16 protein-coding genes and 1 pseudogene are annotated in these 24,402 nt (G+C 45.6%); 8 read left to right on the top strand and 9 right to left on the bottom strand.

All coding sequences use genetic code 11. The features are described 5' to 3' along the window. Positions 1-567 precede the first annotated feature (567 nt). On the top strand, positions 568-771 hold the full coding sequence (locus tag H6F77_RS27160; RefSeq protein WP_190492028.1) for a pentapeptide repeat-containing protein: 204 nt from the start codon (positions 568-570) through the stop codon (positions 769-771). Beyond that, positions 753-1,052, top strand: a complete 300-nt coding sequence (locus H6F77_RS27155) for a pentapeptide repeat-containing protein (protein ID WP_190492027.1) — start codon at positions 753-755, stop codon at positions 1,050-1,052. Before H6F77_RS27160 ends, H6F77_RS27155 begins: the two co-directional genes overlap by 19 nt. A 75-nt stretch (positions 1,053-1,127) precedes the next feature. On the opposite strand, the pseudogene H6F77_RS28980 reads toward H6F77_RS27155, so the two are convergent. The 3 genes and pseudogenes from H6F77_RS28980 to glgP form a co-directional block, all read right to left on the bottom strand. Then, positions 1,128-1,313: pseudogene (locus H6F77_RS28980) on the bottom strand (transposase family protein); the annotation flags it as partial. Positions 1,314-1,840: 527 nt separating this feature from the next. Next, positions 1,841-2,662, bottom strand: coding sequence for a Tab2/Atab2 family RNA-binding protein (locus H6F77_RS27145; protein WP_190492026.1), 822 nt, complete (start codon positions 2,660-2,662; stop codon positions 1,841-1,843). 129 nt (positions 2,663-2,791) lie between these two features. Further along, positions 2,792-4,987, bottom strand: coding sequence for an alpha-glucan family phosphorylase (glgP, locus tag H6F77_RS27140; RefSeq protein ID WP_190492025.1), 2,196 nt, complete (start codon positions 4,985-4,987; stop codon positions 2,792-2,794). A 494-nt stretch (positions 4,988-5,481) separates the two neighbouring features. Here glgP and H6F77_RS27135 point away from each other — a divergent pair, with 494 nt between their 5' ends. Both H6F77_RS27135 and rimM read left to right on the top strand, forming a co-directional pair. After that, positions 5,482-6,765: a valine--pyruvate transaminase gene (locus H6F77_RS27135; protein ID WP_190492024.1), complete on the top strand. Its 1,284-nt coding sequence runs from the start codon at positions 5,482-5,484 to the stop codon at positions 6,763-6,765. A 23-nt stretch (positions 6,766-6,788) separates the two neighbouring features. After that, on the top strand, positions 6,789-7,421 hold the full coding sequence (rimM, locus tag H6F77_RS27130; RefSeq protein ID WP_190492023.1) for a ribosome maturation factor RimM: 633 nt from the start codon (positions 6,789-6,791) through the stop codon (positions 7,419-7,421). A 70-nt stretch (positions 7,422-7,491) separates the two neighbouring features. Here the strand turns inward: rimM and H6F77_RS27125 are convergent, their stop codons facing one another. The 6 genes from H6F77_RS27125 to H6F77_RS27100 form a co-directional block, all read right to left on the bottom strand. Further along, entirely contained in the window at positions 7,492-7,959 is a 468-nt protein-coding gene (locus tag H6F77_RS27125) for a hypothetical protein (protein WP_190492022.1), read from the bottom strand. Positions 7,960-8,358: 399 nt separating this feature from the next. Next, on the bottom strand, positions 8,359-11,634 hold the full coding sequence (locus H6F77_RS27120) for a HEAT repeat domain-containing protein (protein WP_190492021.1): 3,276 nt from the start codon (positions 11,632-11,634) through the stop codon (positions 8,359-8,361). Between the two features lie 343 nt (positions 11,635-11,977). Next, a complete protein-coding gene (locus H6F77_RS27115) occupies positions 11,978-13,342 on the bottom strand; it encodes a sensor histidine kinase (RefSeq protein ID WP_309228927.1) in 1,365 nt (454 codons plus the stop codon). 165 nt (positions 13,343-13,507) lie between these two features. After that, positions 13,508-14,869, bottom strand: a complete 1,362-nt coding sequence (locus H6F77_RS27110; RefSeq protein ID WP_190492019.1) for an ATP-binding protein — start codon at positions 14,867-14,869, stop codon at positions 13,508-13,510. 461 nt (positions 14,870-15,330) lie between these two features. Further along, positions 15,331-16,779, bottom strand: coding sequence for a sensor histidine kinase (locus tag H6F77_RS28795; protein WP_190492018.1), 1,449 nt, complete (start codon positions 16,777-16,779; stop codon positions 15,331-15,333). 415 nt (positions 16,780-17,194) lie between these two features. After that, on the bottom strand, positions 17,195-18,295 hold the full coding sequence (locus H6F77_RS27100; RefSeq protein WP_190492017.1) for a GGDEF domain-containing protein: 1,101 nt from the start codon (positions 18,293-18,295) through the stop codon (positions 17,195-17,197). Positions 18,296-18,878: 583 nt separating this feature from the next. On the opposite strand from H6F77_RS27100, the gene H6F77_RS27095 reads away from it, so the two are divergent. The 4 genes from H6F77_RS27095 to H6F77_RS28790 all read left to right on the top strand — a co-directional run bounded on the left by H6F77_RS27095 (position 18,879) and on the right by H6F77_RS28790 (position 24,333). Then, the gene (locus H6F77_RS27095; RefSeq protein WP_190492016.1) at positions 18,879-19,913 is read left to right on the top strand and encodes a permease; all 1,035 of its coding nucleotides are present in this window, start codon (positions 18,879-18,881) and stop codon (positions 19,911-19,913) included. A gap of 6 nt (positions 19,914-19,919) precedes the next feature. Beyond that, positions 19,920-20,726 carry a TIGR03943 family putative permease subunit gene (locus H6F77_RS27090; RefSeq protein WP_190492015.1) on the top strand — a complete coding sequence of 269 codons (807 nt, stop codon included), beginning with the start codon at positions 19,920-19,922 and terminating at the stop codon, positions 20,724-20,726. Positions 20,727-20,861: 135 nt separating this feature from the next. Then, positions 20,862-22,415, top strand: a complete 1,554-nt coding sequence (locus H6F77_RS27085) for a hypothetical protein (protein ID WP_190492014.1) — start codon at positions 20,862-20,864, stop codon at positions 22,413-22,415. Between the two features lie 148 nt (positions 22,416-22,563). Then, positions 22,564-24,333 (top strand): pentapeptide repeat-containing protein, encoded by a 1,770-nt coding sequence (locus tag H6F77_RS28790; RefSeq protein WP_190492013.1) that lies wholly within the window; start codon positions 22,564-22,566, stop codon positions 24,331-24,333. Positions 24,334-24,402: the final 69 nt, after the last annotated feature.

Raw genomic sequence — 24,402 nt, 5'->3', positions numbered from 1 at the left:
GGTAAATCGGTTAATTGGTACAAAAGTAATGGAAAAAAGGTCGGCGTAAACAAGCGGGGTTGATAACCCCTACGAATGCCACTTGGAGAGCTTGTGTTTAATTGCTCCACCTACTTAGCATGAGTTTATTGCAAGTTCAGTAGTTGCTCCAACAATTCTCCACAGAAATTAAAACCAAATTTGCCCTCGGCGATCGCGTAGCGCATATATTGGGCACTAAGCAAGCTTCAGTTCTTAGATGCGATCGCAAGCAAAGCTTGTGAACTAACCTCCCAGGAGGATTTTTTGTTAGGAATTGTAATATCAACTACTAAAAGAGTTTAATTAACTTATCGTTGCAGTTCCTTAGATTTATTTTTATAATTACCCATAACTTTTGGCGCAAAGCTCTGAAACCCTGCTGCTATAAATTAACTAAATTTAAATACATAAACTTTTCTTAACACTACATTTTTAGTATTCCTAAATTAGTAATGCAGTAAGCATCAATAGAGGAAAAGCTGTAGCCCTGGAAGTTATCTTAAAAACATTAGAGTTGATGGTGTAAATGGACGTTGGAGTTGAGTAATGGACGCTAAAGAATTGCTCAGACGTTACGCTGCTGGCGAGAGGAATTTTGCTCGAATTAAGTTCTCTAGTCAGTCGCTGTGTGAGGCTGACTTGAGTGGAATCAACTTGAGTGGCGCTGATCTTGGCGCTCTCGATTTGAGTCGTGCCAATCTTAGTAATGCCAACTTGAGTCGTGCCAAGAGATGCTTGGTAGCAATCTGAGTGGTGCCAATCTCAGTAATGCCAACTTGAGAGGGACTGACCTGAGTGGTGCCGATTTCATAGATGCCGATCTTAGGGGTACCGATTTCACGGGGGCTATCCTGAGTGGTGCTGACATGAACGGTGCTGATTGTTTGGGAGCCGAAATGGCTAATGTCATTCTGGTAGCGACCAGTCTCAGAGGTGCTAAAAATTGTCCGGGTGGGATGATGGGAGCTTTCTTTTGTAAAACCATTCTCCCTGACGGGGATTTTGTGCAGGGACCCGACTGGTATGAGTGAAGACGGCATAAATTCGGTGTTGGCCGAAGAAACATTCACAAAAGCTGGTAGATAAGACCTCTTGCGGAATTCAGACTATCTAGCCATTTTTAGTTTGTAATTGTAAATTCCAGCGCTCAGGTTGACTAGCAGTCCAAACCGTTTCCTGCGATTCCGATACCGACTAAAGAGAATCTTAAATATTTTCAATAATCGCATCATATACTCAATTTTTATTCTGGCCCTGGCGTGGTTTCTATTATCTTGGTTTTGTTCGGTGGTTAACTGACTTTTTTATGCTTTTTATAAGGAGTTCCACTGTTCGTATGATAACGGTTAATCCCCTGATATCCTTTGTCCGCAATTATCTCAATCTCTTGTATTGCTTTAATTTTACTATCTTTAAATATTCGGAAATCATGCTTTCTTCCTCTTCCTATTACTACACAAATAATCTCTTGAGTGATTTGATTAATTAACAGTTACATATTCAGCGTGTGACAGCGTTGCTTGCTGCTGTAATACTGCTTCTGTTTTTTAGGGCGGGCGATCAATTTCTGTTGTCGTGCGAGTACGCACGACTCCTGCGCTAACGGCTATATCCACCACGAATATTTAATTAGAAGGTCTATAGTTATTAGTTTTTCTCTTCTTATTTAACTCACTTTCCTTAATTCCGCAAGAAGTCTATTGTAGCGCCAGCAACAAAATAGCGAACCTTCGCCTTTACTCCTACATTGGCAACGAAATGATCGGCAGAGACTATACTCATTCATTCCCAGGCTGGAGCCTGGGAACGATAATTTAGCTTATTCCTCGCGCAAGAGCCAAAAACCGCTATAAGTCATTCCCGAATCATCAGGCTGCACCAACAAAAAATGCAACCCTTTACTCTGTTGCTTTCTCTCTTGGTAAGTCTGTGCTGATGTTGCCACTTCCTTATCTTCAAAAGTGGCAACAATCCACCTATCTACCAACCCAGCTTCTAACACCAATCCAGCTAATTCACCGCCCATATAATTGAGCGCGTATGGTCGTGATTCCTGTAACCAACGCGCTAACTTCATCGACTGCCGCCCACCATAAATTACCACACCGGGAACGGGAATTGTTGATGCTAAACCTAAATTTATAGGTAATAAAAATTCTGGCATTTCCAAAACCGGAATCGGTCGATCGGAAAACGCCTCCACAATGTCACCCGCAGGCAATGTAGCAAATCGCCATTGTTCTCCCCAAAGCATTTCAGGTAAAGGCGTCGGGGGTGGTTTGTCTAAAGCTAAGGGGTCGTAAGGTTCGCCAATTTGAGGATATTGCTGCGCTTTCTCTTGCAATAACTGCTTTAAAGCAGCAGTGCGTCGCGTTGCTTCCACCTGAACACCCAACTGTTTCCCCGCTGCTTCAATTAAACTCAAAGACTGGGGCCGAAAAACTTGAATAACCTCTGGCAAATTACCAGCAGCAGCTTGTTGTAACTGAGAAAACAACCAACTAGAATTTGCTTCTGACTGAGGACACAAAGCCTCATAAGTAAACTGCCCACTTAAGTCGCAAATTAACAACTCCCACAACCGCTGCCCTTTCTCATCCTTCAGAGGACGACGATAAAAATCAGCCTGCCAAATACGCATAAACAGTCAGCTAAATAATATTTAAACACCGTCGTATGCTGATAAATCTGCATTTACCTGCGGAAAAAAAGTAAGGTGGGCATTGCCCACCCTACTACTAGCTTAAAACTGGCTTAATTCCAAACTATCCTAAGCTAGAACACTCGCCCGAATTGGTTGAGAACCTACGGCGCTACCAGGTGCATACACCTGAGTAACATAATCAGCAATCATTCTGTCAGTGTTAAACAAAGGCGAATTTGTCTTAATCGACGCCTTCATCATCTGAATCCAGCGGTGGGGAACCCCATTCTCATCCTGGTCGTAGTAGAGGGGAACGATTTCCTCTTCGAGCAACTTATAAAGAGATTCAGAATCAATTCGATCCTGTAATTCTTGGTCGCTGGTGTGAGCATCTTCACCAATCGCCCAACCGTTGATCCCCTTACCATTTGCATCTGCTTTATAGCCTTCGCACCACCAGCCATCTAGTACGCTGCAATTGATGCCACCGTTAAAGCAAACTTTTTGTCCGCTTGTACCCGATGCTTCTAGGGGACGACGCGGGTTGTTCAGCCAAACATCAACACCGTGTACCAGTTTTTGACCAGTGTAGATATCGTAATCTTCGATAAGGGCAACTCGGTTGAGAATCGCATTGTGCTTGCACCACTCCATCAACCGCTGGATGATCCGCTTACCTTCTTCGTCGTGTGGGTGAGCTTTACCAGCAAAGACAATTTGCACTGGTGTTTCCGCATTACCAAAAATCCTCAAAGCGCGTTCTGCATCTCGCAGCAGCAAGTCACCGCGTTTGTAAGGGCTGAAGCGTCGCGCAAATCCAATCGTTAATACGTTGGGGTCTAACAGTTGGTCGGCGGCTTCGATGCGGTAATGTTCTTCGCTGCGATGTTGCCGCGCCATTTTAACTTTATAGCGGGTATGGGCAATCAGCCGTTCTTTGAGAACCCTGTGTCGCCACCAGATTTCCTCATCGGGAATTTCATCGACTTTTGCCCACATTTGCGGGTCAGCCACATTAGTTGACCAATCTTCACCCAAATACTCTGAATACAGGTCGCCCATGATGGGTGCCGTCCAGGTACGAGCGTGGACGCCGTTGGTAATGTGACCGATGGGCACTTTTTCTTCGCTACGTTCTGGGTAGAGAATTTTCCACATTTTACGGGAAACTTCGCCGTGCAGTTCGCTAACGCCGTTGGCAGCGCGACACATCCGCAGCGCTAAGACGGTCATACCGAAGGGTTCCCAAGGATCGCCCAGGCGTCGTGCGCCGAGGGAGAGGAATTGTTCGCGGGATAGTCCGAGTGTAGGCCAGTAGTGGGCGAAGTAGGAATCCATCAGGTCGGAGGAGAAGACATCGTGACCTGCGGGGACTGGGGTGTGGGTGGTGAAGACGCAGCGATCGCGCACTGCTGCTTCAATATCATAGAAACTCTTGCCAGTGCGCTGAATTTCTTGTCTGGCAATTTCCAACGTGCAAAATGCTGCGTGACCTTCGTTCAAATGGCAGACGGATGGATTAATCCCCAGTGCTTCCAGCGCCCGCACGCCGCCAATCCCCAGCACGACTTCCTGCGCGATGCGAGTTTCGATGTTACCGCCGTACAAGTGCCCTGTCAGCCAACGGTCGATGGGATCGTTGTCGTGGCGGTCGGTATCGAGGAGATAAAGATTAACGCGACCGACTCGCGCTAACCAGATTTGCGCTTTGACCCGACGCTGGCGAATTTCCATCTCTATAACGATCGGTTCCCCGTGTTGATTCTTCATCAACTCTAGAGCCATGCGGTCAAAGGGATTGTCAACGTAGTTTTCTTCTTGCCAACCGCCTTGGTTTAACCGCTGACGGAAGTAACCTTGGCGATAGCAAAGTCCTACAGCCACCATCGGGACGCCCAAATCTGAGGAAGACTTGAGGTGATCCCCGGCTAGAATTCCCAAGCCGCCGGAGTAGATGGGGAGGGATTCGTGAATGCCAAATTCAGCGCAGAAATAGGCAACGGGGCGTTCGTGGGAGATTTGCGGCGCGATGCGGCTTGCCCAGACATTTTTCTCCGACATATAAATGTCAAACTGAGAAGCGATCGCTTTCACCCGCTTAATATATGCTGGGTCGCAAGCCATCTTTGCCAGTCGAACTTCTGAAGCAGAGTCTAGTAAGGCAACGGGGTTGTGTCCGCAGCGCTGCCATTCGTCGGGGTTGATGCTTTGAAACAAGGAAAGGCGATCGCTCGTCCAACTCCACCAATAGTTATAGGCTAGGTCTGCCAGCCGCTTGAGGGGAAATGGTAGTTTGGCACGCAGCGTCTCAATTGTTGTCATAAGTTCGGTTGAATTAATTGGGGTAGCTTACTCTTCACGCTCGTCTGTGGTGAAGATCGATCGCATTCGGTCGTTTTAGCCCTGCGGATCTCTCATTACTTGTCCCTACATCGCGATCGCCGAAATAGGAAAATTCCAGGCTGAGAGTACAACCCTATCAGGCTTCGGTTATAGCTTGCCAGGATTTTATAGATAAATAGTGTTTTTTTACACTGTTTATAGGTTTGTTAGGTAAATTTAAGAAACTATAAATTAATAGCCTGCGTTTCCGGCTATTTGGCTGTTGCCAAATATACGAAACTATCCACTACATAAAAAAACAGGCGATCGCCTTTCTCCTCATGCTTCTGGGGGCGGTGTCCTTGGGCGCAGGAGCTGAGCTTTGCAGTTAAATTGGATAGAGTATTAAATTATTTTCATCCCAGACGGGTATCTAATAGTAGAATTATTCCCCATCCTCCATCCCCCATTACTTATTCCCCATTCCCCAGACTATGAACCCTGGCCTGACTCAAATCGGCGATCAAATGTCCCACCTAACTGGGGTGCGGGCAATTATGAAAGATATTATTGAAACCCTGCAAGCAGGTAAAGGGCGGGAGTTTATTAACTTAAGCGCTGGAAATCCCGTGATTTTGCCGGAAGTTGAGCAACTGTGGCGCGACTATACGACAGAATTGCTCGCTAGCCCCGACTTCGGCGAGGTAGTGTGTCGCTACGGCTCAAGTCAAGGATATCAGCCGCTTATTGATGCCGTAGTTAAAGACTTCAATCGTCGCTATGGGCTAAACCTAACTCATCGCAACATCCTTATTACCCCCGGCAGCCAAAGCCTCTACTTCTACGCCACCAATGCCTTTGGGGGTTACACCAACAGCGGCACGTTGAAGCAAATTGTCCTGCCGCTGAGTCCAGATTACACGGGTTATGGTGGTATGACCTTGGTAGCAGAGGCGTTATTTGCCTACAAACCTGCCCTCGATATCGATGCACCCGCCCATCGCTTCAAATATCGCCCTGACTTCAGCCAGTTGAAGATTAATGAAAATACTGGTTGCGTTTTATTCTCTCGCCCCTGCAATCCTACGGGCAACGTGCTAACTGATGACGAGGTACGCAAGATTGCTGCCCTAGCCGCGCCTTATGACGTTCCGGTATTAATTGATTCTGCGTATGCTCTCCCATTCCCGGCGTTAAATTTTACCCCCATGACGCCGATTTTTGGGGATAATATTTTGCACTGCATGAGCTTATCGAAGGCGGGATTACCTGGAGAACGCATCGGTATTGCGATTGGGAATGAAAAATTAATTCAGGTATTGGAGTGTTTCCAGACGAATATGTGTATCCATTCGTCTAGGTATGGACAAGCGATCGCCGCCCGTGCGATTGAATCTGGATCGCTTGCCAATATCTCCGAACAGGTAATTCGCCCCTACTACCAGAAAAAGTTTGATGTAGTAGAAAGCACCCTTGATGAAGCAATGCCCCAAGATTTACCCTGGTTCTTGCATCGCGGCGAAGGAGCAATATTTGCTTGGCTGTGGTTGCAAGATTTACCGATTACCGACTGGGAACTGTATCAGCATCTCAAGCAAGTGGGTGTAATTGTTGTACCCGGTAGTTCCTTCTTCCCCGGCTTGCGAGAAGAATGGCCGCACAAACAACAGTGTATCCGCATCAGCCTTACTGCTAGCGACAGCGATATCGAAACTGGGATGAAGCGTTTGGCGGCTGTGGTGGAACAGGTGTATAAGCTAAAAGTTGTTAGTCCTTAATGCGATCGCTTCTTACTAAAATAATGACCTTAGACGAATTGCTAGAAATCGGTAAGATTGTTTCAGCTCAAGGCTTGAAGGGTGAGTTGCGGGTTTATTCCCAGTCTGACTTTCCCGAACGCTTCGAGAACCCCGGACAGCGTTGGCTGTTGCGACCGGGAGAAACAGAACCGCAACCAGTGGAATTAGTGAGCGGGCGCTATGTCGATGGTAAAAATCTATACATCGTAAAACTTGCCGGAGTAGAGGATCGGACTCAGGCGGAGGCTCTGGTTGGGGCAAAGTTGATGGTTCCAGAAAGCGATCGCCCAGCTCTGGAAGAAGGCGAATATCACGTTTTGGACTTAATTGGCTTGCAAGTCTTCAACCAAGAATCGGGGGAAAACGTTGGTGTGGTGGTGGATGTGTTCTCAGCAGGACACGATTTGCTAGAAGTCAAGCTACACCAGTCACCAGCACCAGTTGCTATAGAGAGCGAGAATCCTGAAGCCAAGGCAAAGACGGGTAAAAAACGTAACAAGCCAAAAGCAGCCAAACAACCAGAAACCGTTTTGATTCCATTTGTAACAGCGATCGCGCCCATTGTAGATATCGAAAATGGTCGCATTGAAATTACCCCGCCGCCTGGATTGTTGGAAATTAATCAAAGTGGTTGATCTAACTGTGCTTGTTTCCGAAAATAGCGATTTCTAGTAATACTACACAAAAAGATAACTAACTCAGCAGTCACTCTCTGCTGAGTTTTTTTGTCGCATCGAGAGTAGGTAGCGTGTCCGCTCTCCTTTGCGGAAGAACCTGTTCTTCCCCAGTTATTGTATCGCCGCCTCTCGTAGAATCTGTCGAAGTGATAGCTCTCGAAGCAATGTTGTCTTTTATAACGCTGACGTTTCTAGCAGTATTCCTGCTATCTAAGAGCGCCGCAATATACATTCCGCGCTGTAAATCCAGCCGGGACAAATCCTCGCGCTTAATTGAGATTTGTTGTGTTGTACCGCTGCGAGTTTCCAGCGTTACCAACTCGTCTACAATACTTGTGATAGTTCCCGTGACAGGTTTAAGCGTATTTGTCCCGCTTTGCAGTTGGGTAGCTTCTGGCTCAGAAGGTGCTTCAGCGATCGCCGGATGTACTGCTACTGCCGAAAGCAACAGCGATATTATCGTACCTGCCCAAATCTTCCTTTTTTGAATACCCATTACAACCTCTTTTTGATAATATTTTTGTAAATAAGTAAAACTCTCAACCAAAGGTTATTACCTATTGATAGAGCTACATTTTCCTATAAAGTTAGCTATGTATTTTTACTATTTAATCTACCTTTCTATATAGATCCTTAGTAGTAGTAAATTATTAAAGTTTAATATTTGAGAGTCTGATTTTGTAGCGATGGTACAGCAAAGTTATTATTAATTCAGCTAGCCTACGGGGAATGGGGATATGAGACTGGCAACCCAATCCCCGATCCCCCATTCCCCTATTTACATGAAAAAGGAACAACGTTCTACTTCACGCTATAGAGTAGGGCAGTGCGATCGCACTGCCCTACTTATCGTTTGCTCTACTCGCTCACCGTCGGTTGGTTGCGTTCGCTAGGCTCAGGCTGGGGCGACGCTTGGTGAGTCAGAAGCTTTGTCTGACGCGGTTTTAGCAACCAAATCGCCGATAATGGTGACGATTGGCGGCGGCGGGTCGATCGTTGAAGATGGTTGAGGTTGCACTGACTCAGCGACAATCGCACTTGAGTCAGAACCTGTTTCTACCTCAACCTTAGCGATCGCGTTGTTAGCTGTGTTGACGGTTTCAGGCTTTTCATAAACCGCAGCAGGTTGAAGCAGGCTAGAAGAGGGGTCTTTTTCTACCTCAGTTGTAGCGATCGCGTCGTTAGTAGTATTAACGCTTTCTGGGTTTTCGTTAATTGCAGCAGGTTGGGTTTGTTCTGCTGACGTTATCTCAGCTAAGGCTGGTTCTTCTACCACAGTTGCAACCGCCAACTCCTCAGCCACCTCTATTACTTGAGCTGGTTCAGGCGCTGGAGTAAGACCAGTCATTACACCCAGTTCTTCCACAACAAAGTTAGGCACTTTTGCGTCGCGACCGTAAGCCACACAGCAATCTCGTACCGCTAGCAACAAACCTTGAGTTCCCCCTTGTGCATCAGTTTTGGCCATTGTTTTGTCGAGGAACTCGCGCCACGCTTCCTCCTTGTCGCCATTAAGTTCTAATAGCTGCAAACCAGCGAGATATTCAGCCAGAGGGTCGAGGGTGAAGCGGATTTGGTCTTGAGCAGGGCCAACAGTTTGGATCAAGCGCAGACGGTTTTCGAGATATTTGAGACGATCTTCAGATTTATCGCCTAATGTCGCGATCGCATCTTTACGCTTTACCACTCCAGCGCGATAGTCTGTCTTCAAGCATTCCCACGCCAAAGCTTTGGCATCTTTGTGAATGGTGCGGTTGTCCAACTTACCATCTGATATATCCCCGTTGAGTTCGTTTAAGTAAGTCAACATTAAATCAGGAATACCACTTGCCAATTCGCCTACTACATCCTTTTCCTTAGCCTGGATCATCTGCTCGGCGTACATTTTCACCAACAGCAGCGTCACGCTTCGGCTACCAATCCTCAGCGAAAGTTGTCCGCACCCGTCGAAAAATTCCAAATCCGTAAACTTATCGCGCTTGCCTTGTTCCTTAATATAAGCTTCCACGAATGAGGCGAGGTTTGTGCCTTCAATCCGTTGGGGTTTGAGGATGGTTTTGTTCACTCGACCCAGCTTTTCCTCAAACCGCGAGGTAATTACTAGGGAGTTAACCGGAAATTCAGGAGACTCAGGTCTGATTTCTCCTCTCGTAGCATCGTTTAGTTCCGAGAATCGATCGACAATCACTAGAATGCGCTGCTCTTGGAGCAGTCGTTCGAGCAGTTCCTCGGAAATCGGTTTTACTTCGTTGATTAAGTCTTGGAGATGCCCTCGAATTGCATCTATGAAAGGTGGAGTTTTGGTCTTTTCAGCTTTTTTGTCAGCTTTCTTGTCTACTTTAATGTCTAAATCTTCTTCTATGAGGATGGGTAGCATTAGATGATCGCAAAGTCGATCTGCCTGATTTTCCGCCATCGCCCATTTAGCCATTTGACAAGCTATGCTCGTCTTACCCGATCCACCTTCTCCCCAGATAACCAAATTGCATTGCTGTTGGTTGAACTTTGTCTGCAAATCCGAGGCAGTAAGTTGTGTGTCGGGTTTGCCGTCTATGGTAATTGGAACTGGGATGTGAATTGAGCGATCGCTTACTGCATCTTTTTGCCCAAATTCTTCTCTAGCTGCTTTGATATATTTAGCCACCCACGCATCCAGCACTCTGGAGTTGTGAGTAAAGAAACTAATCAACAAAATGGCGCGGAGCGATAACTTCGTCCCTCTCATAAAACCTGTTAGCTGAATGTTTGAGAAGGGTTCCAGTGCTTCGTTGAGCGCCAACAGCCACAGGGGACGCAACCGCAGAAGCAGCCACCAGGTAGATGGGAGTAAGGTAAAGTAAAGCAACGCTCCCGTCCAGAATGGATTCTTCGCCAGCCACTGGGAGAATCTATCTGATAAGCGGGCTTCTTTTTCGGCTTTTATTCCTACAAGAGGCCGTTTTAACTGTGCTATTTGTGAGTCTTTGAAGTTAGCTTTAGGGTCTTCCAGAACTTTTACGGCTATTTCTAAGTCCGTAATAATGCTGTTTAAGGCTGGGATAGATAGCTTGGTTGCTTTGTCTTGAAGTTTTCCGGCAATCTCTCCCACACCTTCAGCAGCACTTGAGCGCACTTTGTCATCGTCTTCTTGCAGCGCTTGGATCAACGCAGGGATAGCAGCTGGCGAGTCTGCACCGATTTCACCTATGGCAATTGCAGCAGCAGAGCGTACTCTTTGATCTTTGTCTTGTAGTGCTTCGATTAGTGCCGGGACGGTAGATTTCTTTTGCCAATTGATATCTCCTAGAGCATTAGCAGCACGCGATCGCACGAACCCACTTTTGTCTTTTGCTAGCGTGTCCATGAGCTTCGGCACTGCGTCTTTTGCATCCTCACCTATCGCTCCCAATGCAGCTGCCGAACCTGCTCTAACGTATTCATCTTCATCCTTGAGGGTTTCAATTAGCGGCTTTACTGCGTCTTTTGCATCCTCACCTATTGCCACTAGGGTATCTGCGGCACTGTAGCGCACGTAAGGATCTTTATCCTTGAGCGTTTCTATCAAAGCTGGAACTGCCGTTTTCGCCTCTGACCCAATTCGTCCCAGTGCATCTGCGGCACTGTAGCGCACGTACCTATCTTCGTCCTTGAGCGCTCCGATCAGCTCGGTTACTGCGTCTTTAGCCTGGGAACCAATTTCATGCAGAGCTTCCGCAGCACTTGCTCTCACGTACTGATCGGGGTCTTTGAGTGCTTTCGCGAGAGGCGGGACTGCCTCTTGCGCCTTGGAACCCAGCGCTCCCAGCACATCGGCAGCATACACGCGCACCCGCACATCCTTGTCCTGCAATGCTTCGATCAGTGCGGGAACCGCTGGCGTGCCAATTCTCTCCAAGTCTCTTAAGGCATCTTGGTAAACCCGAAAATCGTCAGTTCTAAACTTCTGGATATAGGAGGCGATTTCAGCCTCTTGCGACAATGCGGGACTAGGGGAAGCTGCCGCTGTTGGTGAAGCTGCCGGACTAGGTGAAGCTGTCGCTGTTGGAGAATTTGTTTGGGCAATTTTTATTACCTGTTCGCCATTTCCTTGTTTTTGCGCCCAGCTATTGCCAGTCAATAGGAGGGGAAATGAAAAGCTGACAACCGCAACTTTGAGCGCCCAGACATAACTTTTTGTAATATTTTTAGCCATACATCTACCTTTAGGAGGTTATGGTACTGCGCCAATTGTAAATGCTGGCAAGTGATATTACGTCCGAAGAAACACTTATATCCTGTGGAAATAAATTTTCCCATCTGATGCATATTCCGATTAAATACACAGTAGAGCTTTAACGGTTACTCCATTAGCACCCTGACGACCCAAATCGCGCTAAAACTAACGCCTTGTCTAATTAACAGGGTTAAACCGAGCAAGCGATCGCGGCAATAAAGTCTGATGCAGCTAAGTTCTATAACTTTTTCTTTCGATACGCCCTCGCCTATGTTCGTTTAGTGTTAATTTTTTTGCCTTAGATTTGATCCAGGAAATACAGTTAAACCAAAGGCAACCAAATCTGGAATTCTGTCCCCGCTCCAAGCTGTGATTGAAACATAAAATGCCCCCCGTGCTTGGCGGTCACAATCTGATAACTAACCCCCAAACTTGTTTCCTTAGCAGCACGTTTCTCAATAGAAAAAGACTCAAGAATTTTCTGCTGCATTTCTAAAGACATCCCAGGCCCATTATCTGCAATGCGAATAGAAACCCAGCGAACGTCAGAAGTTTCTGACGTACTTGCCTTGCGCGAAGATACCTGCGTTGAAATTTCAATCCGAGGTTTATCAGCTGGTTCTGGTTGTCCGGAATACCTGAAATCTTTAGAAAAATTCTGAGCAACTGCCCGATCGATTAATGCATCTATAGCATTGGTGATGATATTCATAAAAACCTGATTAATTTGACCAGCGTAGCATTGCACTGGTGGCAAAATTCCATATTCTTTTACAACTTCAATATCGCTGGTTAAACGGCTTTTCAAAAGTAAAAGAATACTATCAAGTATGGCGTGTAAATCTGCGGGCTTAGGATAAACGTCATCAATATGGCAAAAGTTTTGCAAGCTCGTAACCAGCTTTTTTAAACGTTCTGCTCCCGCCCGGATACTGCCAATTGCTCGCGGCAGATCTTGTCGTAAAAAATCTAATTCAATATCTTCTTTTAACTGAGCTATTTCTACTGGTATTTGGGGGAGATATTCCTCATAAGCAGAAACCAATTCGAGGATCTGTTCGTTATAAGTTGAGATGTATGTTAAGTTGCCCCAAATAAAACTAACCGGGTCTAAAATTTCGTGTGCTACGCCATCCACTAGCCGACCCAAGCTAGCCATTTTCTCGCTTTGAATCATTTGAGCTTGCGTGCGCTCGTACCTTACCTGAGTTTCTATGCCTCGGATTTGCCAAGAGGCAATATTTAATTCTTGAAAGTCCAATAAAAAATGCTTGTCTGGTTCCACTTGTACCACGACTGGTTCGCCTCGGAGTTCGACCGAGCGCCGCAGTGCTTGGTGGGAAGCAGCCAAAATTGTCGTGCTGTCGGGAAGTATCAAAACTTCAGAACGAACGTACCTGTAAAGAACCTGAAGCGGTTTGTGCAAAAACAGCTCTAGTCTGTGGGGACGGATCAGGTACTCCAAAAGCCAACGCCGCGAAATCATACCCGAAAACTCACCCTTATCCACCAAGATTGCTCCTGGCAGCAAGGGATACTTCTCAAAAACACGAGCTACGTCTACGCCTTGGCAGCTAATTTCCACCTGAAAATCGTAGAGCGGCAGTTCTCGCAGGGTTGAATCTATAGAGAGGTCGCGATCGATCCCCTGAAATAACTTCGGAGGTGATACAAATCTGTTTTGCACTGGCACTCAATGCCTAAAAATGCTCATACTCCCTAGACTATCATCTTATTCTTTTGCTCGTCTCCTATCTCGCGTGCATACACCTCTGGTTTATTGGATGCTAGGCGGGTGCAGCGACAACCCTGCATATATTAATTTCACCTTAAATTCCCATGCTCTACCAAATTACTTGGTATTAACCAGCGGCAGTAGGATCTCAAACTCAGTTCCCCATTCAGACGGCGATTCTCCCTTAGAGACGCTACGCGATCGCACTAGCAATTGTCCCCCATGCTTTTTAGTCACAATTTGATGGCTAATAGCCAAGCCCAACCCCGTCCCCTTACCCACTGGCTTAGTAGTAAAGAAGGTTTCAAAAATCCGCGCCTTAATTTCGGGCGGTATACCAGGCCCATTATCAGCAATTTTTACCATCGCCCAGCACTGATTTGAAGCTGTCTTAACTTCTGTAGTAATCTCAATCTGGGGTTGGAAAGCTATCTTCCCCGTTGCTGGCAACTCTGCTTTCTCCAGCAGTGCATCAATAGCATTACTGATAATATTTACAAACACCTGACTCAACTGACCTGAATAGCCGCTCACTGGCGGCAACTCTCCATAGTTTTTAATAACTTCGACCCCATGTTTGAGGCGGTTATTCAGAATTAGTAGCGTGCTATCAATACATTCATGTATGTTAACTTCGTGACGATTTGCCTCATCCATGTGAGAGAAATTTCGCATCCCCCAAACAATTTTAATTAATTGTTCTGTACCAACTTTGACACTTTCCAGCACTTTGGGCAGGTCTTCTAGAAGAAAATCAATTTCTATTCTTTCTTTTACTTCAGCAACTTCCGATGCAACGCTTGAAAATTGTTCATAAGCTGACATCAATTCGATTAAATCTTTACAGTAGTTTGATAGAAAGCTGATATTTCCATTAATGCAGTTAACTGGATTGCTTATCTCATGGGCAACGCCAGCAACCATGCGTCCCAAGCTAGCCATTTTTTCAGTTTGCATCATCTGAGCTTGGGTTTGCTCATCCAGCATCTCGGTAGTCAATTCGTGAATTTTTGATTGCGCTACGAGTAATTGGTGTACGTCTACTAATCTATAAACCCCAGGTTCTAGCTCTACTACAATAGGTTCATAGAGTAACTCTGCCGAGCGTTGCAAAGATTGTTTTGCTGCTGCCACAATTAATGTATTGCCAGGAAGTATCAAAATTTCGCTGCTGGCAAAGCAATATAAAGACTTAATTGGCCGTTTGGAAAATAGCTCCAGACCATAGGGGCGGCTCATTTGTTCTAAAAATCTTCGCCGCGAAATCATACCAGCAAATTGCTGTTGGTCTGTGATGATGGCTCCGGGGAGGAGGGAATTGGCTTCAAATGTTTGAGCGAGTGTTTTCCCCAGACTTGAGGATTCTATATGAAAATCGTATAGTGGCAGTTCTTGGAGAGTTGACTCTAAACTGAGCTTGGGCGTCTCACAGCTTTGCAAAGCAAATAACTCCTGACATGGCTCTTGCAGGGCAAACATAGCAAACCTCAATCAGTTCCTGGAGTTTGTATAGAAAGATGCAAGATTTAGTCTAGCACTAGATTATTTTCTTAAGACTACAATAAAATAACTAGAAACTTAGGTATATTTACTTGTTAACTCGGATTAAATCTTTATTTAACTAAAACTTAACTTTACCTGTAAAAAAGATATAAGTTTTGAGCGTGCTAACAATTATAAGTGTTGGTCAAATAGTATGTGTTTACTCCTATTATCCATTGGTGACGAAACATATTCTGAGGACTAAATCGCTAGTGTTTGTTGGGCGATCGCGGTCTATATTGGACTTGAATAAAGACCGCGCAGGCAAGCGTGAATTTTATTTAGATGACAATGTAGAGATTTAAAGAAGTAGCTATATAAAAATAATTAAGGCGCTAAATACATATCGCCTCACCTTTATCAACCCCTTTTGAAGGTTTAAATATGCAGTTTACAGATTAAACCAGCGGCAACCGAATCTCAAACTCAGTACCCACATCCCCCTGAAAAACTGCTTCCGAGTCTCTAGATAATTGGGTCTCCGATGCACTACGCAATTCTCCTCTAGAGACGCTGCGCGAGTCTCCTGGGTAGAGGCTGCAAGATTGCCCTGAACAGAGGCCACGCGATCGCATCAACAACTGCCCGCCATGCTTTTGCGTCACAATTTCATGGCAAATAGCCAACCCCAGCCCCGTCCCCTTTCCCACTGGCTTAGTAGTAAAAAAAGTATCAAAAATCCGCGCCTGAATTTCTGGTGGTATCCCAGGCCCATTATCAGCAATCCTAATTACAGCATCATGAGAGTCTAGAATATACGTGCTAATCCAGATCGTAGGTAATAGATCGCTTCTTATGTCTTCTTCTTTAAAAGCTACAATACTCCCGTTTTTATTCTTTCCTTTTGTTTCTTCTAGAGCATCAATGGCATTGCTGATTATATTGATAAATACCTGACTCATTTGGCCTGAATAGCAATTAATTGGTGGTAAATCGCCATAATCTTTTATTACTTTAATCCCCTGTTTGAGAGGATTGCTCAAAATCACCAACGTGCTATCAATACACTCATGTATATCAATTGGCTGACGATTTAACTCATCCATATGGGAGAAATTTCGCAGACCCGCAACGAGTTTTGTTAATCTATCCCCTCCCATTTTCATACTTTTCATTATTTTTTCCAAATCTTCTATTAAGAAGTCAAGTTCAATTTCTTCTTTAAGTCCTACAAGTCGCGGGGATGGGTGTACGACTTCTTCTTCGTAAGCTAATACAAGGTTAATCAGGTTTTTCCAGTAGGTTGTCAAGAAATCTAAATTGCCACAAATCGAGTTAACTGGATTTCTAATTTCATGGGCAACTCCAGCCAGCATTCGTCCCAAACTAGCCATTTTTTCTGATTGCATCATCTTGGCTCTAGTTTGCTCGTCTAGCAGATGAGTTGTTAGTTCGTGAATTTGCGACTGGGCTACCAGTAATTGGTGTATATCTGCTAATTGATAAACGCCAGGTTCTAGCTCCACCACGATAGGTTCGTAAAGTAATTTAGGTGGCCGTTGCAAAGACTGCTTTGCAGCCGCCACAATTAATGTATCGCCGGGGAGTATCAAAGTTTCACTACCAGCTAAGCGCTGCAAAGACTTTATAGGTCTTTTTAGAAAAATGTCTATTCCGAAAGGGCGGCTGAGTTGTTCAAAAAAACGCCACCGCGAAATCATTCCTGCAAATTGCCCGTCTTCTATCAAAATGACTCCAGGTAGAAGGGGATTCGCTTCAAAATTCTGCGCTACTTCCTGGCAAATACGCGAATTTTGGATGTGAAAATTATAAAGTGAAAGTTGTTGGAGGGTTGACTCTAGAGAGAGATCTTGAGGATAAATATTAGACACGGGTCCTTCTGCCACATCACGACGGTTGCGCGATCGCTATAGGTTCTAAGGCCAGCTTACCTGACTTTTAGAAAAACATAGTATATCTTTTTGAAATAAAATATTACCTATTAATATTTTGGCTTAAAAATGTTTACTAATATTAATTTAAATAAAAATTAATATACTTAGTACTAAGTTTCTAGCCAATAAGTATTAAAAAATACCAAATGCTCGTTAGGTATAGAAAGATAAAATTTTATCGTTAAATAGATAAATAGTAGGTATGCTACCTTTTACATAGGCATTGAAAAATAGTGTGGCATAGACAGACATATAAAAATTTTTACACATCTAATTTCCCAGAAGAGATAAACTAGCACATCAAGGGAGGTCAGCTATATTGAACCCGGAAGAAAAGTGCTAGAGCAAACAGTATAAATATATTGTTTTAGTCGGGGAGCTGCATCTGGCTCACGGATGAACTGAGGAAGAAGCGATTGCTCTCCTCAATTGCTATACACCTATTGCGCCCTGCCTTTTTCGCCTGATACAGAGCCTCATCTGCCGTCGCAATCAAAGTCGCAGGCTGGGCATCTGGATTGGGTAATGTGCTGGAGACCCCCAAACTAAGAGTGACATAGGGGCTTACTGCTGACTTAATATGGGCAATTTTCAGCGCTGTTACTGCTAACCTAATTTTATCTGCTAAGTTAATTGCATTCAAAAGCGACGTATTTGGCAGAACAACTGCAAATTCTTCCCCTCCGTAACGAGCAACTAAATCCATCGGTCTGTTAGCTACTTCCCTAATAGCAGCAGCAACCCGCCGCAAACAATCATCACCTGATTGATGTCCGTAAGTGTCGTTGTATTTTTTGAAGAAATCAACATCACACATAATTAGAGAAAGCGGTTGCTCATCCCTCCCCATACACCGCCACTGTTGATCGAGATACTCGTCAAACCTGCGCCGATTTGCCGTTTGAGTCAGCCCGTCTAAATTAGCGAGACGGCGTAACTGCGCGTTTGCATCTTCGAGATCTCGATAGAGTTGAGTAACCAGTTCGGTTGCCAGTTCGTGAATTTGCGACTGGGCAAGCAATAATTCATGCACGTCTAATAATCGATAAACCCCAGACGCTACCTCTACCACAATCGGTTCGTAGAGTAACTCTGCACAGCGCTGCAAACAGTGCCGCACCGCTGTCACAATTAGAGTATTGCCCGCAAAAACTAATGTTTCAGTTTGCGCCGAACGATACAAACACTCAATTGGTCGCTTGGAAAACAGTTCTAGTCCGTAGGGGCGACTCATGTATTCTAAAAATCGCCGTCGTGAAATCATCCCCACAAACTGGCCTTGCCCTGCCAAAATCACGCCTGGGAGGAGGGGATTGGCTTCTAAGGTTTGGTTAACCTCTCTACCCAGAGTAATATGCGATTCAACCTGGAAATCGTGAAGCGAAAGTTCTTGGAGCGTGGACTCTAAACAGAGGTAGCGATCGCTCACTTGGAACCACACCTGGGGTGAGAAAAATCTGTTCGGCACAAAGTACCCCACTGCATGAAAATGCAGCACTTAACGTGGAGTCAGTTAGTTGGACAGTTTAGCATTTTAGGTGCATATCTTGTGTGTTATAAAACACATATATACTTCCCTTCTCTAAGAAAAAACCCCTAAGCTTATGGGGATAGATTAAATTGACTTAGACAAAACTTAGGCATTTGTACGCTATTGTGTAATTTCTGCCTAACTCTAACCGAGCATTAGCGCTCGCGATAGACTTAGCTAGAATCTGCAAAATTCTAGCTATTGCGAAGGCTTCGCCTACGCTCCATTTATGTTGCCCCGCATGACAAAAAAGTTGTTCCCTTAGAAATTACGCATCTTTTTTAAAATGTCCATATTAACGATCCCATTAATGGTATTAACTGATATAACACTTAGCTAGCGCAAAAAGGCATTTGCTTGAAACTTTACACAAAAGACTTAAGTACACCCAGCCATAATGAGTAATACGCCAATAGACTAGGCAGGGATGCATAAGTTTTAAAATAGCATCCTAAATTTGCCTGCATAAAATGTCGCCTGCATTACCAAGCATAGAAAGCGATCGCGCGACCGTTAAAGCATGAATCAACTGAACAACGCCTTCACCCTATTTTTGAGCCTGATCGTCGAGGCAATGCCTTTCTTGCTGCTGGGAGTTTTGCTATCCGGCATCCTGCTGTTGTTTATAGATGAGCGCAAACTGATTGCATTTATGCCCTCTAACCCATTTCTAGGAGCTTTCGTCGGCAGTTGCATCGGCTTCTTGTTCCCAGTTTGCGAGTGTGGCAACGTGCCCGTAGCGCGTCGGTTGCTGATTCAAGGCGTGCCTACACCAGTAGCAATTGGGTTCTTACTGGCAGCACCGACAATTAATCCCATCGTGATCTGGGCAACTTGGACGGCATTTCGGGATCAGCCAGAAATAGTTGTCTTGCGGGTAGTGTTTTCGCTAGCGATCGCGACTATTATTGGCTGCGTATTTAGTACCCAGCCTGATATGCGACCCCTACTGCAACCAGCGATCGCCAGAGCAATTAAAGGAACTAAATCGTCTACATCGTCAAAAGCTAACTATCCCGCATCAGAACAAAAATCTACCCTTTTGCAATCGGGTACATTCTTACTAGGACAGCCCGGAGGTGAACCTTTGCGGATGGACACCACCATACTACAAGCCTCTATGGCAGCTACACCGCAGGGCAAACCGCTCTCATATAAACTGAACCTGTTACTTGAAAATACAGTCCAAGAGTTGCGGGAGTTAGGGGGAGTATTAATTATAGGAAGCGCGATCGCCGCCATTATCCAAGTGGCTGCTCCCCGCGAACTTATACTCTCAATCGGTACTAACCCCATCGCCTCAATTATTGCCATGATTATCTTGGCTGGCCTAGTGTCGATTTGTTCAACAGTGGATGCATTTTTTGCCCTTTCCTTTGCTTCCGCCTTTACCCCCGGCTCCATATTGGCATTTTTGGTGTTTGGGCCGATGATTGACCTCAAAGGTGTGGGTCTGATGTTGTCAATTTTCAAGACAAGGGCGGTGATTTATATATTTTTCCTGGCAGCTCAACTGACCCTTCTATTCACCCTGTCCTATAGCTTCTTTGTATAATTTCTAATGACTGTTAGAGCCTCACAACCTTCTCGATCTAATCGATTTTGGGTCTTCTTTGTAGTGGAATGGTTGGATGTCTTAGCGATCGCCGCTTGGGGCATCTTGCTACTAAAATACTGGTTCACTGGTGAGTTAAAGCTGCTGATTCACCCACATTATTTTTGGTTAGTCTTGCTCACCGCCATTTGCTTATTAATCTTGAGCGCTTTAAAAGCTTGGAACCTGGTCATTTCCCGCCTGCGAACCCCATCTCGACGAGAAAAAGCTCCCACTCCCAGCGTTGGGCACATCACTCTGTTTCCCCCTGGTTGGAGTAGCGGGCTGTTGCTGGCAACAGCAATACTAGGTTTGTTAGTTGCCCCCAAAATCTTCACTAGCCAAACAGCCGTTCAACGGGGCGTCAACGAGTCTCTCACCATAACACGCTCCAAAACTCAATCTTTTCGCACTTCAGGCCGATCTGAAGAGCGATCGCTTATTGACTGGGTGCGGACGCTTAATGTTTATCCCGAACCGGATGCATACATAGGCAAAAAAGCCAAAGTCCAGGGGTTTGTTGTATATCCGCCTGAACTGCCAGAGCAATATCTGCTAATAACTAGATTTGTAATAACCTGCTGTGCCGCCGATGCCTATCCCGTAGCGCTGCCAGTGAAGCTTACAGGAAGTCGTAAAGACTATCCCACCGACACATGGTTAGAAGTAGAAGGTAAAATGATTGCCGAAACTCAACAAGACAAACGCCAACTCATAATTGAGGCTAGTTCGGTCAAAAAAATTCCGCCCGTCTCAGATCCTTACGCTTATTAAATAGGGAATTGCAACTAAGAAAGTAAAAAGCGCGAAGCGTTCGAGCCTTAGCGAAGCATCTAAAGGCCAAAAATACCGCTTTTACCTTTTATCTTTCCTCATCCCCAATACCCCATGCCCAACCGTTATTGACCAATGTCCAAATCATTCCTCCAACCGCTCGATCGCGCTGCCCTAACGCTCATCATGGTGCTAACACTGGTGCTGGTGCTAATGGTATCTAGCGGTCAGCACGCAGCTCCGACAGTCAGAGATTTTAGCTGGCAAGAGAAACAAGTGGGAGCTGAGGATAAAAAATTTATCCTCACCTTTAGCCGCCCAATGGATCGCGCTAGTGTCGAAGCGAATCTAAAAATTGAGCCATCTTTACGCGGAAAATTTGCCTGGGCAGGGCGGCGGATGGCCTATACCCTAATAGATCCCCCTGTGTATGACACCCCGTACAAAGTTCAGTTGCAGGGTGCTGCGGAAAGCTATAAAGGTGAAGCAGGAAAGGGAAAGGTAATGAAGCCGTTTGTGGGGTCTTTTCGGACTCGCGATCGCGCTTTTGCTTACATTGGCACTGATGGAGAAGAAAAGGGACGGTTAATTGTTTACAACCTCACCCGACAGCAAAAAACAGTTCTGACGCCCAAAGATTTAGTGGTGGAAGATTTTAGACCATACCCAGATGGCGACAAAATTTTGTTTTCTGCTAGCGATCCCCAGAGTATTAGTAAAGGGTTGCAAGAACAAAAGTTATACGCGGTAACGACAGGAATCCATCATCGCAAGCCGGAAGACGAAGAAGCAACAAATCAATTAATTCCCTTTTCCCTTTTTGGCGATCGCACTTCCCAGCAGCCACCAGGTCGAACCAACCTAGTTTTAGATAGTAAAGAATATCGCAATCTGAAATTTGACTTGTCTGCCGATGGTCAGACAATTGTTGTCGGGCGCATCAATCGCAACAATCCGGCAGATTTTCGTTTGTGGCTGCTAAAAAATCAAGGCGATCGGGATGGCAAAATGTCTCTACAACCGTTAGAGAACCAGCCTGGGGGTGACTTTTTGATTGCGCCGGACAATGAGAATGTAGCGATCGCTCAGGGACAAGGTGTAGCGATTTTACCGATGCAGCCTAAAGCCAACCCTGTAGATTTTCTAGCGCAGTATCAAGTAGCTCTGAGCTTTGCCCAGGATAACTCAGTCACTGCGATGGTGAAGTTCAACACAAATTACACGCGATCGCTCTATATCGTCCCCAACCAAGCCATCAAACCTGGAGTTGAGAAAAAACTTTTAGACACAAACGGCTCAATTCTCGCCTGCGAGTTCGATCGCGGCGCAACTACGCTATACTGCTTGCTCACCCAACTGCTGCCCGGACAAGAATACCAAGAACAGCCTTACTTAGCGGCGATTGACATAAATACAGCCCAGATTAAGCCGTTATTGGTTTTGCCCAACCAGCGAGACATTCAGATGAACCTATCGCCGGATAATTTAGCCCTGCTGTTCGATCAGATCGTAAGTTCGCCAGACCAAACAGAGTTAGGGAGCTTAAGAACCAATGAAGGGCAAGCGATCGCGACTTCTCGCCTCTGGCTCCTCCCCCTCGTTCCGTCAACGCCAGAACAATCCACCTCTCAGATGCAACAACCTATAGAGCTGCCTTTACCTGGATTGCACCCCCGCTGGCTACCATAAATAAGGCAAAACAAAAGCTAAAAAACAACAGAAAGAACAAAAATTCTTTCTTTAGCATGAAGCCTTTTTACTTTTAACTTTTCAGAGGCAGTGGGGCTAAAAGCTAGAATACTGCTAGCCCTACACCAGCCAATTAGCCCCTTCTTCTGTGCAAGTACAGAATTTTCTCGACCGCTATCGACAAGGAGAGCGCGATTTTGCCCATATTGACCTCAGCGGAGCCAGTCTCAGCGGGGTCAATCTGCAAAATATTGACTTAACCGGAGCCAACCTGACTGGCGCTAACTTAAGCTGGGCAACTCTGAACAACAGCAGGCTGACTGGCGCTTGCCTGAGCCAAGCTGATTTGCACAGCTCCACGCTTCACAATGTCGATCTCAAGCAGGCAAGTTTGAGCCGCGCTCAAATGCACAAAGTAGACTTGCGTTTGGCTAATCTCCAAGACGCCGAACTCAACTGGGCACTTCTCCAAGATGCCGATCTCAGTGGCGCGAACCTTGCAGGAGCAAAGTTGGATCAAGTCGATCTCGAACGCGCCAAACTAAACGGTACCTCGTTAATCGAGGCGGAATTGATGGAGGTTAATCTCTGTAACGCCAGCTTGATTAACGCTAATCTTACTAGGGCAAATCTCCGCGAGAGCCGCTTAGCAGCAGCGAATTTGCGAGAAGCAATTTTAGTGGGTGCTAACTTGACAGAAGCCGACTTGTCCTCCGCTTATCTGCGGTCGGCGAATTTGAGCGAGGCAGATTTGCACCGAGCAGTTCTGGTAGGCGCTGATTTGACTGAAGCAAATCTCAACGGTGCAGATTTGAGCCGAGCGAATCTGACTGGTGCGTATTTGCTTAAGGCAAGTTTGCGAAAAACCTACTTTTTGCGATCGCTGCTCCAAGATGTATATCTGTTACGCGCTGATTTAACTGAGGCCAATTTACGCGGAGCAGACTTGCGACGTGCCGATCTCAGCGGCGCGTACCTAAGCGAAGCCACTTTGAGCGAAGCTAATTTGAGCCAAGCTTTTCTCTTAGAGACTCATTTAATTCGCACAAATCTCGACCGCGCACAAATGACTGGCTGTTGTATCAACAACTGGCATCTTGAGGATGTAGATCTGTCTAAGGTTGAGTGTAGTTATGTTTTTACGCAGTTTAATTACGCTAACAAGACGCCGACAGCTCGCTATCCTGAAAATCGCGATTTTGAGCCGGGTGAACTGGGGAAACAGCAGCAAGATGGCGACAAACAGAATGCAGAGGGCGCTACCACAATTGAGGTGCTATTTCAGGAGGCTCCTAACTGGGAAGCTTTAGTTTTTACTGTGATTCAAGTGGAACAGTCTTCACCAGACTTATACCTGACTATTAAAACTTATGAACCCAGTGACGATCGTTATCTGCTGAGACTGACAGCCAGCCATGTGGTGAATAGAGAAAGTTTGGCTAAACGCATTTTGCAAATGTACCCGTCGATGTTGCACAGGCTGCAATCTAAACGGGAAGCTGTTTTGGAATTGCTGCAAATTCCCTTGCGTATTGATCCGCCTCCAACACCACTAGATGCACGACTCAGGCAGACTCCAATGCCTGCGCCACCACCACCACCGCCGCCTCAAGATCACCGTTTGCGGAACTATCAAGAGGTGATCAATCAGATGCAATGGATTATTAAATCGCAAGCTCCCGATCAGATTATAGAGAGCGTGCAGCGGCTCATAGACTTTTTGAAGAGTCAAGGGATTTCAACTGAAGAAATTCAGAAGACACTTATTGGTCAGGCAATTATAAAGCGAGCCAAAGAGGATCAAACTTTCCACAAGCAGTTGCGACGTTGGGAGGAAGCGGCGGATGAGGGGGCAAGATTTTCGGTCGTGGGGGAGGCAGTGAGGATGGCGATCGCTCTTTTATGGTCTCAAGCCTAGTCCAATTGCTAAACTGGCTACTCACTTCTGGCTATATGCTAATTATCCATTATGAATTATGAATAAATT

The sequence above is a fragment of the Microcoleus sp. FACHB-831 genome (genome assembly GCF_014695585.1).
Taxonomy (GTDB): Bacteria; Cyanobacteriota; Cyanobacteriia; order Cyanobacteriales; family FACHB-T130; genus FACHB-831.
This window is presented reverse-complemented; position numbering and strand designations above follow the sequence as displayed.